This window comes from Streptomyces sp. NPDC025721 (assembly GCF_055558595.1).
This window is the reverse complement of the sequence record NZ_JBVHMF010000034.1, coordinates 18672-31257: the sequence shown is the minus strand read 5'-3', so window position 1 is coordinate 31257 and position 12586 is coordinate 18672. Positions and strand designations below refer to the sequence as shown.

7 protein-coding genes are annotated in these 12586 nt (G+C 72.6%); 2 read left to right on the top strand and 5 right to left on the bottom strand.

The genetic code is table 11. The features are described 5' to 3' along the window. Positions 1 to 154: 154 nt before the first annotated feature. The 3 genes from ACZ4EF_RS32840 to ACZ4EF_RS32830 all read right to left on the bottom strand — a co-directional run bounded on the left by ACZ4EF_RS32840 (position 155) and on the right by ACZ4EF_RS32830 (position 6163). Positions 155 to 3364, bottom strand: a complete 3210-nt coding sequence (locus tag ACZ4EF_RS32840; protein WP_467507775.1) for a discoidin domain-containing protein — start codon at positions 3362 to 3364, stop codon at positions 155 to 157. A gap of 256 nt (positions 3365 to 3620) precedes the next feature. Continuing rightward, positions 3621 to 4145 carry an AAA family ATPase gene (locus ACZ4EF_RS32835; protein WP_391045414.1) on the bottom strand — a complete coding sequence of 175 codons (525 nt, stop codon included), beginning with the start codon at positions 4143 to 4145 and terminating at the stop codon, positions 3621 to 3623. Positions 4146 to 4279: 134 nt separating this feature from the next. After that, a complete protein-coding gene (locus ACZ4EF_RS32830; RefSeq protein WP_391045411.1) occupies positions 4280 to 6163 on the bottom strand; it encodes a LamG-like jellyroll fold domain-containing protein in 1884 nt (627 codons plus the stop codon). Between the two features lie 303 nt (positions 6164 to 6466). On the opposite strand from ACZ4EF_RS32830, the gene ACZ4EF_RS32825 reads away from it, so the two are divergent. Further along, the gene (locus ACZ4EF_RS32825) at positions 6467 to 7462 is read left to right on the top strand and encodes a pyridoxal-phosphate dependent enzyme (RefSeq protein ID WP_391045409.1); all 996 of its coding nucleotides are present in this window, start codon (positions 6467 to 6469) and stop codon (positions 7460 to 7462) included. 59 nt (positions 7463 to 7521) lie between these two features. Here the strand turns inward: ACZ4EF_RS32825 and ACZ4EF_RS32820 are convergent, their stop codons facing one another. Then, positions 7522 to 10779 (bottom strand): TIM-barrel domain-containing protein, encoded by a 3258-nt coding sequence (locus ACZ4EF_RS32820; RefSeq protein WP_467507773.1) that lies wholly within the window; start codon positions 10777 to 10779, stop codon positions 7522 to 7524. A gap of 636 nt (positions 10780 to 11415) precedes the next feature. On the opposite strand from ACZ4EF_RS32820, the gene ACZ4EF_RS32815 reads away from it, so the two are divergent. Beyond that, positions 11416 to 11940: a P-loop nucleotide/nucleoside kinase family protein gene (locus ACZ4EF_RS32815; protein WP_401310930.1), complete on the top strand. Its 525-nt coding sequence runs from the start codon at positions 11416 to 11418 to the stop codon at positions 11938 to 11940. Between the two features lie 55 nt (positions 11941 to 11995). Here the strand turns inward: ACZ4EF_RS32815 and ACZ4EF_RS32810 are convergent, their stop codons facing one another. Beyond that, positions 11996 to 12529, bottom strand: a complete 534-nt coding sequence (locus ACZ4EF_RS32810) for a hypothetical protein (RefSeq protein ID WP_467507770.1) — start codon at positions 12527 to 12529, stop codon at positions 11996 to 11998. Positions 12530 to 12586 lie beyond the last annotated feature (57 nt).

The window sequence follows — 12586 nt, the reverse complement described above, 5'->3', positions numbered from 1 at the left end:
AGGGCGAGCTGCACGCACCGAAGCAACCCCCCACCCCCCCACCCATCGCGTCCGGGGGGCCGCCCTGCCCCCCCCCCCCCCCCCCTCCTCCCCCCCCCCCCCCCCCCCCCCCCCCCCCCCCCCCCCCCCCCCCGGGGCTCTTGTCCGGCCGTGGTCAGGCCGGGACGACCTCCAGGCTCACCAGCCGCGCGTCCGTGTCGCGACCGCCGGACACGGCGAGCGCCACATAGCGTGCCGTCGTACGCGCCGCGAGCGTCGCCGCACGGCCGCGCCGCCGCAGCTCGCCCGCCGAGGTGTACGTCAGCCCGTCCGCGCTGAACTCGATGGCGGCGGACGGCACATGGCCGCCGGTCCAGGCGGTACGGATCTCCCGCACATCGACCGCCGCGCCGAGATCGACCACCATGCGGCCGCGCGCGGAGCCGGGCCGCCAGGACGTCGCCGGGTCGCCGTCCACGGCCGCGGCCGGATCCGACATGCCCGCGGGCAGCGGACCGGTCGGGAAGGTGTCGCAGCCGACCGCCACGTCCTCCAGGGGGTACGGCTTCGCGCCGCGCACGGTGACCTGCGCGGTCCTGCCCGGCTGGACATCGACCTGGGCGCGGGCGCCCGACGGCGCCGTGACCAGCAGACGGGCGCGCGGACCGCTCACCCGTACGGTCGCGGCGTCCACGACCTCCACCCGCAGACCGATGGGCACCGAACCGCCCGCACGCGACGTCAGGGTGAAGCGGGCCGGGACGACCGCCGCGCTCGCGGCCGTCAACTCGGCCGCGACGTCCGTGCCGTCCGCGGTGACGTGCTGCGTTCCCGCGTACAGCGTGAGACGGGACCGGCTCTGCGGCACCGACACCGTGGTGGCGACGGAGCCGGCGGAGAGGTTGAACAGGCTCAAGTGCCCGCCCGCCGTACTGGCCTTGACCGCCGCGTCGCGCGCCCGGGGCGCGGGCCGCGCGGCGGCGGCCTTCACCGCGCGCGGGTCGCCCGACGGCAGCCCCTCCACCAGCAACGGCTCGGCGGGACCGTCGGAGAGCACCACCAGATCGCCGTACACCGACAGCGGGTTGGCGGCGCCGCGCACCACCAGCCCCGCCCGGCCGTCCACCGACAGCCAGCCGCCGCGGCTGGACAGGTCCGCGCTCGGGAAGCGGATCAGATCGGTCCAGGTCTTCCCGTCCGCCGAGCCCTGTACGCGGTACGCGCGCGCCGCCGCCGTCTCCCAGCGCAGCGTCACACGGTCGAAGGCACTGGCGGCGCCGAGGTCCACGGTCAGCCAACTGTCCGCGCGCCCGCGGTCCGAGACCGCGACCGCCCACCGGGTCGTCGCATTGCCGTCCACGGCCAGCGCCGCGCCCTTGCCGGAGTCGGCGGACGACGCGGTGGCCGTCCTGCCCTGGGCCAGATCCGGACCGCTCGCGCCGTCACGGACCTCGAAGGCGTACAGCGAGTAGCCGTACGTGGTGTGGCCCGCGACGCCCTGCATGCGCACGTACCGCCACGAACCGCTGGGCACGGTCAGCTCGTCCACCCGCGGCCCGGGACCGACACCGGCGTTGCCGCTGTCCTGCGAGGCGACCTTCGCGCTGCCCTCGGCCGCGGTGTACGTACGGCTGCCGACGAGCCCCGCGACACCGGGCATCGTCAGATTCTGCACCCGCAGCGAGCCCTCGCCCGACGCCGTACCGCTGGTCGCGTAGACCACCGCGCCGGACGGCAGAGTGGTGAAGCCCGCGGTGCCCGAGTCCAGGGTCAGCACGGTCGCGGTCGCGTCGAAGCCGTCGCGCACCTCCCGGTACGTCGTCACCGACCGCTTGAGCACCTTCGCCGCCGTCGCGGGCAGGAACATCGGCGTCGTGCCGCTGAGCGCGAACAGCCAGTCGTCGTGGGCGGGTTGCCAGCCGAACTTCACAAATCCCGGCTTGCTGACCGCCGCCGCCCAGGCCGCCGGGGTCTGCTGCGCGACCAGGCCGGGGCCGGTGCCGAAGTCCTTGACGCCGGAGGCCCGCGCGAACATCTCCGCGTCCGACAGCGGCTTGACGATCCCGCCGTGCGCCGCCCGCCACTCGTGCAGCAGATAGCTGATCGCCACCTCGGCGCGCGCCTCGGGCTCGTACTTCGGCTCACCGGAGAACTTCGCCAGCCGGTACAGCGGCGCGTACGCCTGGTACGGCGCCAGCCGCGCCGCCATCGCGGCCTCGCCCCACGCCGCCGTACGGTCCCCGGCGACCTGCGCGAGGAACGCCAGCGGGATCACGTCACGGCCGTAGAGGTGCTCGCGGTCGGCGACCATCGGCATCAGCGGCTCGCCCGCGTCGCTCATCACCATCAGCAGCGTGCGCCACAACTGCTTGGCGTTCGGCTGCTCGGTGAGCACCTGCGGCAGCGGACGGCCCGCGGTGATGAAGTGCACGGCGTTACGGCCCGAGGTGCGCCACAACTCCTGCTGGTAGTGCGGTCCGAAGGAGCCGTGGTTCTCCACGATGAAGGAGTCGTACAGATTCGTCGCGGTGTTCGCGCTGACCGCGACGCCGTCCACCACGGTCGGGTTGGCCAGGTCGGCGGCCGGGAGCCCCGTCTCGTTCCGGCTCCAACGGCCGTACGCGGCGCTCCAGTCGGCATACCGCGGATCGTCGCTGGCCCAGGCCAGACCCGGCGCCAGGGACTGGGCGTAGACGCCCATCTCCTCCAGCTTGGTGTCCCCGACGAAGCCGCCCTTGAGCCCGTTCGGCGTCCAACTGCCGGACGCAGGGTCGTTGGCGGTGCCCAACGCCGTGGTGTACGCGGCCTGTTCGCGCACGATCGTGTCGACGTGACCTCGCGTCACCGCGTCCAACTGGTCCCAGAGCAGGTGCGCCGCGAGCACGAAGTAGAGCTGGAAGGTCGTGTCGAAGAAGAGGGTGCGGCCCCACTCGGTGCCGCCCGTCAGGCGGTTGGACGCGGCGAAGTGCTTGACCGTCGCCAGCGTGTGCGCCCGCAGCGTCTCCTTGTCGATGCCCGCGCTCGTGGCGTCGTACGTACCGCGGGTCAGCAGCACCGCGTTGCCGAGGACGACCACGAAGTTGTAGTCGGTCCCCGTGTAGTAGCCCTTCGAAGCGTCCCACTGGGTCTCGGCCCAGCGGGTGTGGGTCAGCAGCGCCTGGTAGTAGGCGGCGGCGACATCGTCGTCGGGAGCGTGGCCAGGACCGTGCCCTGCGCCGCCGGGCCGGCCCGCGGGCGCGGCGTCCGCGGAGGCGGCGCCGATCGACAGCGGCGTGGCGACGGCCAGGGAGGTGAGCGCGGCGAGCTGGGCGAAGCGCCGTCTGCCCAGTCCGGCGGGGTCGTGGGTCACGGCAGATCTCCTCTTGCGTTTAGACAACGTTGTCATAGGCTGCCGGGCCATTCTTTGCGGTCGTGGACGCGGCCGTCAAGGTCTGGGGAGACGGCAAAGCGGACGGACCGCGGCCGGTGACCGGGCGGACTGTGGCCGGTGGGAGGCGCGGTGCGCGCGGGCTGCGGGGTGCGAGGGACGGGCGGCCGGGGGAGGCGCGGGGCGCGATCCGGAACCCGGCCCAGACGTCGGTCGCGGGGGTACCGGGTTCGGCACGCGGCCATCGGGCCGACGAGCCCGCCAGGTCACCGCGTCACGGGCGCACGGTGCGCAGCCACGCCCGGGCCCGACGCGGCGAGGGGAAACGGAGCACCTGGAGGTGCGCGAAGCGGGGGTCCTGGCCGCGCCCGCCGATGTCCGCGCGCCGGGCGGCGTGCTGGGACCAGGCCCACCACGCCGGGTGTTCGCCGCTGAACCAGCCCGACACGGTCTCCACATTGCCGCCGAAGACCCGCTCCCGGCGCAGCGTCCTGCTCAGCGACCGGCGCAGGACGCGCGGCATGATCACCGCTCGCGGGTAGTCGAGCCAGACCACGGTGTCCGCGCGTGTCCACAGCAGGTCCCGTACCTCCGGGTAGCCGAAGGAGTCGACGATCCACTCGGGGCCGGCCGCGAGGTCGGCGACCTTCCGCTCGAACTCCGGGTCGGTGGCCCAGTCGGGGCCCGAGAACCGCAGGGCGTCCATCTCGTGGAAGGGCAGGCGGAGCCGCTCGGCGAGGGCCCGCGCCATGGTGGTCTTGCCCGCTCCGGTGATGCCTGCGACGAGGATGCGTTTCACCGCCCGAGGCTAACGGCTGCTCGGGCGGTGGGGTCCCGGTCCGGGTCCGATCGAGAGTGAGGTCCGGGGCCGGGGGACGGGGCCGGGGGACGGGTGCGGTCGGGTCGGGACCCGCCCCCCGGTGGCTGTGTCCGTCAGGCGTTCATGAACTCGCGCGGGGCCAGCGCCCGTTCGGCGATCCGGACGTCACCGATCCAGCCGCGCATGACCTGGTCCGGCTTGCCGCCGTCCGCGTGACCGCCGATCATCCACGGCAGATTGAGCGAGGTCAGGCCGTTGTTGCGGGTGGACGGATTGCGGACGACCGGACAGCCGTCGACGTACATCGTGGTCTGCCGCCCGTTGTTGACGACGGCGACGTGCCACCAGACGTTGATCGGCAGGTAGTGGCCCCAGTTGGTGGTCGACGTCGTGAGGTTCAACGGGTAGACGTTCCACTGGAGTTCGGCGCCGCCGGACAGGCTGAGGGTGACGATCGGCTCGGTCTCGGAGTAACCCGTCTTGCCCGCCTGGCCGCTGGTGCCCCAGCGGCTCAGCAGCGCCGACCAGCCGTTGCGGTTGCCGTCCCAGTCGGCGGGCAGCTTGAAGAACGCCTCGAAGGTGTACGCCGAGCGGAAGGTGGCCGCGTTCAGCGGCGCCCTGTCCACGGTCTGGAGGTAGGCGCCGTGCGGGCCGCCGCTGTCCCTGTCCCCGCCGAAGTAGAGGCTGGCGTGGCCGGGCTGGTCCGGGTGGTGGTCGGCCGACCAGGTCAGCGCCGCGTCCGTGGCGCCGGGCAGCGCGACCTTGGTGAGGTCGTTGCCGCGCCCCGACAGGTCGACGATCCGGTCGGTGCCGTGCGAGCCGTCGAACCGCCAGTACGCCAGGGTGCCGGGGACGAGCATCCGGTTGACGGGCCGTGCGGGCCGCGGGGTGGCCGGGGCGAAGCCCGAGAAGCGCTGCTCGAAGTCGATGTCGAGCGAGAACCGGTCCTGCGGTCCCGTCAGTTCGATCTCCTGCCGCTCCAGCTCGTTGAGGCTGTCGGCGGCCTTGCCGAGGATCCACGGGGAGATCGTCTCGACGTCGATGGTGTCGCGCGCCAGGTCGAAGCGGTAGAGCCGGATCATCGCGGCGCCGCCGTAGTACCGGTCCTGGTAGTTGGTGATGTGCAGGTGCGTGTCGTGCCCGGCGGCGTTCTTCTTCACCGTGCGGGCGGGCGGCCAGAAGTGGCCGTTGAGCGTGAGGAAGATCTGGTCGTTGCCGTCGATCAGGTCGGCCCACAACTGCTGCCCGAAGTCGGACAGTTCGGCTTCGTCGCCGTACGTGTCGGCGCCGACGATCTCGTGCGTGGTGAGGATGACCGGGGACTTCGGGTGCGCGGCGATGACCTTCTTCGCCCACGCGACGCCCGCGGCCGACGGCCGCCAGTCGAGGGCCAGCACCAGCCACTCCCGGCCCGCGGCCCGGAAGGTGTGGAAGGTGTTGTAGCCGTCGGGGCTCGCGCCGCCGAAGGAGCGCGCCTTGCGGAACCGCTGCGGTCCGAAGTGGTCGAGGTACGGCGTGTTCCCCCGCTGGTCGTCCTTGCCGGGGATGTCGTGGTTGCCCGCCAGGACGCTGTACGGCACCTGGTGGTCGTCCAGGATCTTGAACGCCTTGCTGATGGAGGCGAATTCGCCCGCCTTGCCGTTCTGGGTGAGGTCGCCCAGGTGGGCCATGAAGACGATGTTCTCGTCCTTGCCGTTCGCCAGCAGATAGCGGAAGGCCGCCTCGACCGGCGCCGGGTACAGGGCGTCACCGTCGAACATGTACTGCGTGTCCGGCATCACCACGACGGTGAAGCGCTGGTCGTCGGTGTCGGGCCGCCACGGCCCGCCGAACCCCGGAAGCCCGGCGGTTCCGGCCGTCCCCGGCGTACTGGCCGACGCGGGTCCCGCGGCCGACAGACCGGCCACCGCGGCTCCGGCGAGTCCGGCTCCGACGAGCAACGATCGGCGGCTCGCGCCGGGCAGGGATCCCTCGGGCTGGTGCTGCGGACTGCACATGGGCGTCTCTCATTCGTCTGCGCTAATGTTCGGTTCATCGGTCGTCGCCGTGGGGCAGCACGGAACCTGTGAGGGGTCCCCGAGGGGTCGACGGGGCAGGTCCGGCCGGCAGAAGCCGACGCTACGGACCGAGATGACAGCCCCAGCCAACGCGCGACGAAGCGCACATGAACGCCTTGCCGGAATCACCCACTCCGGGCGCGCCCCCGGCCCGTGCACCGCCGCCGCGCAGGCCGCGGGACCGCAACGTCCGAGGTCCGGCCACCCGCGAGGCGCCCGAGGAGCACGGCGTAGGGTGCGGTGGTGACCTCAACCCACCGCCCCCCGACCGCCGCCGCGCCGGTCACGCTGGCCGACGTCCGCGACGCCGCCGCCCGCATCGACGGCGTCGCGCACCGTACGCCCGTCCTGCGCTCGCGCACCCTGGACGACCTCGTCGGCGCCGAGGTCCATCTCAAGTGCGAGAACTTCCAGCGCGTCGGCGCGTTCAAATTCCGCGGCGCGTACAACGCCGCGTCCCGGCTCACGCCCGAGCAGTTGGCCAAGGGCATCGCCGCGTACTCCTCCGGCAACCACGCGCAGGCCGTCGCGCTCTCCGCGCGGGAGCTGGGCAGCACCGCGGTGATCGTGATGCCGGAGGACACCCCGCGCTCCAAGCGGGAGGCCACCGAGGGCTACGGCGCGGAGGTCGTCACCTACGACCGGTATACGGGCGACCGGGTCGCCATCGGCGAGGCGCTGGCCGCCGACCGCGGCCTCACCCTGATCCCGCCGTACGACCACCCGCACGTCATCGCGGGACAGGGCACCGCAGCCCTGGAACTCCTCGACGAGGCAGGGCCGTTGGACGCCCTCGTGGTGCCGGTCGGCGGCGGGGGACTCCTCGCGGGAAGCGCGACCGCCGTCAAGGGGCTGGACAGCGCCATCCGGATGATCGGCGTCGAACCGGCGGCGGGCGACGACACCAAGCGCTCGCTGGAGGCGGGCGAGCGTGTCGCCATCCCCGTCCCGCGCACGATCGCCGACGGGCAAGCGGCCTCCGTCCCCGGCGAGTTGACCTTCTCCATCAACCGGCGGCTGGTGGACGACATCGTCCTGGTCACCGAGGACGCGATCCGCGACGCGATGCGCTTCGCCTTCGAACGCCTGAAGATCGTCCTCGAACCCAGTGGCGCCACGCCCCTGGCAGCCCTGCTCTCCGCCCGCGTCACCCCCCTACCGCCCCGCGTCGGCCTGATCCTGTCCGGCGGCAACATCGACACCGCGCGCTTCGCGGAGCTGTGCGGTGGCGCGCCCTAGCCGCATCATGGGTACGGGCCCGCGCGGGGGTACGCGCGGGCCCGTACGGGGCCGGTCGGTCAGCGGTAGCTGAGGGTGACCGGTGCGTGCACGCTGCGCGCGGGCAGCGTGACGGTGAGGGAGCGGGTCGCGCTGTCGTAGTGGTACGCGTCGGGCGACAATCCCTTGCCGGCCGCCGTGACGTGGCTCGGCGCGGCGACGCCGAGCAGCGTCACCGTCCACTGCCGGGTCCTGACCTGGCCGGGGAAGGACCCGGCGGCCGGGCTGACGGTGACGGTGTGCCGACCGCCGCTCTCGCGGTACCGGACCGTCGTGGTGGCGCTGCGACCGGGACCCCCGGTGGTGCCGTTGTCCTCGTAGAGCGAGGTCGAGCCGGAGGCGCCCGCGGCCACGGTCAGCGTGACCTTGGTCAGCGGCGCCTTGTCGTTGGCGGTGACATCGTCCGTACGGGTCGGGATGACGCCGCCCGCCTTCACGAACACCGGCATCCGGTCGAGCCCCGTGGTGATGTTCCGCGTGGTGCCGCCGGTGTAGGTCTGCCCGGTGAAGTAGTCCGTCCACTGGCCGGGCGGGAACCACACCGACGTCGTGGCCGTCGTCCCCGGGGTGGTGACGGGAGCGACCAGCATGTCGGAGCCGTAGAAGTACTCACTGCCCGCGGTGGCGTACGCCTGCGGCTCGTCCGGGTATTCGAGGTACGTGGCGCGGACCACGGGGACGCCCGTGGTGGCCGCCTGCTGCGCGAGGCTGTACGTGTAAGGCACCAGGTTCTCGCGGAGGTTGAGGAATGTGTCCGCCGACTGCCGGGCCGCGGTGCCGTACTGCCACGGCAGCCGGTCGCTGTGGTTGCTGTGCAGCCGGTCGACGGGCTGGAAGGTGCCGAGCTGCACCCACCGGGCGTACAGGTCGTCCGGCAGCTTGTGCGTGGTGTGGGTGCCGCCGCCGTCGGTGTACGTCTCGGAGCCGGTCAGTCCCGTCGTGTCGTTGTGACCGCCGATGTCGTGGCTGACCGCGGACATGCCGGTCGCGACCGACTCGCCCGGTGTGTAACCGACTTCGGACCGCAGCGTTCCCCAGGTCGAGGACGTGTCACCGGTGAAGTGCACGGTGGTGCGCTTGTCGGCCCACGGTCCGGTGGGCAGCCCCTGCTGGCCGCTGTACCCGCCGGCCTGGAGCGAGCCGTAGGCGCGGGAGATGACGAAGCCGCGGCCGATCGCCGGAGCGGATTCCGCCGCGTACGCCTGGTTGATCCACGCGTCGGGCGTCACTCCGGCGAGCGAGGACTGGGAGTTGTCGCAGCACCAGTCGAACCACCAGAAGTCGTTGCCCTGCTGGTCCATCGTCTTGTGCAGGTCCATGTACGCCTTGAGCTGGTCGGGGTCGCCGAAGTCGAAGACGTAGCAGTCGCCTCCCGCGCTCGCCCCCGCCGCGCAACCGCCCTTGACCAGCTTGCCCTTGGCGGTCGCCTGGGCCTGTGCGAACTGCGGGTCCGAGGCCAGGATGCTCGGGTGGGTGTTGAGCGTGTTGTGCAGCCCCTGCGCCGCCGACCAGTCGAAGAAGCCCTTCGGGTCGGGGAATTTGGCGGTGTTCATCTCCCAACCGCTCCACGGGTTGGGCGACTTGAAGTCCGTGTCGGTCACCAGGACGTCCAGCGGGACGCCTTCGGACCGGAAGGCGGGCAGGATCGTGTTCTCGTAGTCGGCGGCGGTCCTGTCGATGTACTCCGAGTACCAGACGCCGTACGCCCACTGCGGCAGCAGTTGCGCCGGGCCGGTCAGCGTCGCCAGGTCCGACAGTGCCTGCTTGTAGGCGTGGCCGTACCCGAAGAGATAACCGTCCTGGTACGGCGTCCCGTTGTGCGAGGGGCGCTGCGTGACCTTCTTGGCGGCGGTGTCGTACAGCGCGGACGTCGTGTCGTCCAGCAGATACCAGCCGTCCTTGTACATCAGGCCGGGCGTGGTCGTCGGATTGCCGTTGTCGCCGTTGAGCCCGTCGAGGCTGCGCCGGTATCCGCCGAGCGCGAGGTGCGGCTGCGGGGCCGCCGCGCCGGACGCGGTCACCGACAGCGTGTCGAGGTTGATGTGGCAACTCGCCGCGTTCGGGCAGCCGACGGTGATGTCGTCGGCGCCCGCCTTGAGCGCCACGGGCACCGAGGCGGTCTGCCAGGTGTCCCAGTTGCCGGTCACCGGCAGCGAGAGCGTCTGACTCGTACCGCCGGACGACACCGTGGCCGTACGGGTCTGGTTCAGCCCGTCGCCGCCCGTGGAGTTGGCGTAGCGCACCTGGACCGCGTACGTCCCGTCCGACGGGACCCCGACGACATGGGTCGTCACGCTCGACCCCTGGTTCAGCTCCCCGAGGAAGCCGCTGCCCGAGTAGCCGCCGTGGTCGGTGGCCACCTTCGCGGAACCCGCGATCCGGTCCGCCTCGGCCTCGCAACTCGCGCCGAAGGCACAGTCCGCGATCGCCGTCGCCGAGGCCGGGGGGAACGCGCTCCCCGAGTTCACCAGCGCGACGCTGTCGATGTTCACATTGCCGGAGTTCCCGGCGGCCCTGGACAGCGTGACGGTGTGACGGCCCGCGCCGAGCTGCACCGCGGCGGTCGCCAGACTCCAGGTGTCCCAACTGCCGGTCACCGGAAGGCTCAGGGTCCGCGCCGCGCCGCCGTCGACCGTCAAGGTGAGCGTGCGTGTGGTGTTCTGGCCGTCGCCCGCCGCGGAGTTGGCGTACCGCGCGTCGAATTGGTACGTGCCCGCCGTCGTGACCTCGACGTCGGCCGACAGCGAACTGCCCGTCCCCTGGAAGCCGGCCAGGAAGCCGGAGCCGGTGTACCCGGTGTGGTCCGTGGCGACGCCGACCCCGCTGTACGGCAGGCTCTCCGCCTCGCACAGCGCGCCGACCGCGCACGTCATCTGCTGCCACGGCGCCGCGGTGACCGCCGAGGATCCGGCTGTCAGTCTCACCGACAGATTCCGCGCGCTGAAGGGCCCGGAGCCCACCTGGTACCGCAGCGTCATCGCACTCGTCGCGACCGTCAGCCAGCCGTTGGACGTGCTCGTCGTGTACGCGGCAGGCGCGAAGTCGCCGCGGCCGATCGCGTTGTACGTCGCGGCGTCGGTGAACTTCCCGTCCTGCGCGTACTCGGTACGGATCAACGTCGGCGACAGCACCTGGAAGCGGGCGCCGCCCGAGGTCACCGAGGGGACGGCGTGGTGGCCCGCCCCGTGTCCCGGTACCGCGGACGCCTGGCCCGCCCCGGCCACCGTCATCCCCGCCACGCAGGCGGTCACGGCGACCACCGCTGCCCGCCGCCGCATGTACCGCATCGTGCGCCACGCTCGTCTTCTTCTCACGCACAACTCCGTCCTGAAGCGGGCCCCTTGTCGACCCGTCGTGAGGCTCCGTCGGCCGCTGACAGCGTTGTCGGAGCCCGCCTCCCCGTACCGCGTGGGCTCCTGAGGTCCGACCTGGCGGAATGCTGGACAGAGGCGGCACCCGCGTCCCACGGGCACCTCCCCGCACTTCTTCCATCGTTGCAAACGATGTCGGTGGCATGACAGCACAGTGCCTGGCGGGTGTCCATACGGGCGGCGGTCAACGTTGGAAAAAAGGGGGGTCGCCCGCGCGGCGCCGAGACCGGTGGTGGCGCGCGCCGTTCCCGACCGCAGGGCATCCTCAGGGCGGTGCGGGTGATGCCCCGTCAGGGGCGGTTAGTCGCTCCCCGGATAGACGCAGACCGCCCCCACGGGGCACCGCTGGAAGCGCGGCGCGGCGCCGCGCCCCTGACGTAGGACAGGGCGGCGCGCGGCGCGGACGTCGCCCTTCCGGGTCCCGGCGGCTCCCGGTGCCGCGCCGGTCAGAGCGCGGCCGGTCGGCTCGCGCGTAAGCCCGTACGCGCCCTGGCCGGGGAAAACGCGTGGCCCGACGGGGTCGGCCTCTGGGAGGCTCCCGGCGTGACGACGTATGAGGTGCTGCTCATCGGGGGGCGTTCGGGCGTGGGCAAGTCCACGGTGGCCTGGGAGGTTTCGGAGCTGCTGCGGGAGGCGGAGGTCGCGCACTGCGTGATCGAGGGCGACCTCATGGGGCAGGTGCACCCGGCGCCGCCGGACGATCCGCGCCGCTCCGCGATCACCGAGCGGAATCTGGCCGCGGTGTGGGCGAATTTCGCGGCGCTGGGGCACCGCAGGCTGATCTACACCAACACGGTGAGCGTGCTGGAGCACGACATGTTCGTCCGGGCCCTGGGCGGCGGGCCGCCGCGCGTCGTCCGGGTGCTGCTCACCGCCGACGACGCGACGGCCCGCACCCGGCTCGCCCGGCGCGAGACCGGCTCCCAACTCGCCCCGCACATCAGCCGGAGCGACGTCATGGCGCGGCACCTGGCGGAACACGCGCCTCAGGACACGGTACGGATCGCCACGGACGGCAGGAGCGTCGTGGACATCGCCCGCGAGGTGGTCGCCGCGACGGGCTGGTGAACACCGCGCCCGGAAGGCGCCGCGCCCACCGCTCCGGAGCGGCGACGGGCCCGTGTCAGAGCAGGAAGACGCCGGGGCCGATCTCGCGGGAGGTCGCGCGCGCCTTCTTGGCGGCGGCCGGGGACCAGACCGTACTCGGGGACCAGAGGGCGCGCAGCCCGGAGACGGCGTGCGCGTTCAGGCCGGACAGGTCCGCGGCGGTGAGGTCGAGGACCACCGTGTCGAGCAGGGTGCCGAGCGAAGCGCCGTACGCGCTCATCCGGGACCTGGTGCTCGACATCTCGCGGTCCCGGACCCGGACGTAGAACGGCTCGCGGCTGCGCAACGTCGTCAGGGCGCGGGTCAGTTCGAGGACGCCCCGGCGGACGGCGAGGACACCGCCGTCGTCGAGCACGTCGCGTTCGTGGACGCTGACGTACCGCCCCAGCCGGGGGTGCGCCCGCAGACGCGCGCAGCCGCCCCGGCGGAGGCGGGCGCTGATCCGGCGGAGGCTGCGGGCGAGCGCCTTGCCCTGGTGGCGGACGACGTTGGCGCGCTTGGGGTAGAGGTAGGTGCGGCTGTCGTCCAGCGCGAGGGTGAATTCGGTCATGTCCCGGCGGGCCGCCGCCAGTTCCACGCGACGCGCATGCCGTGGGCCTTTGCTTAC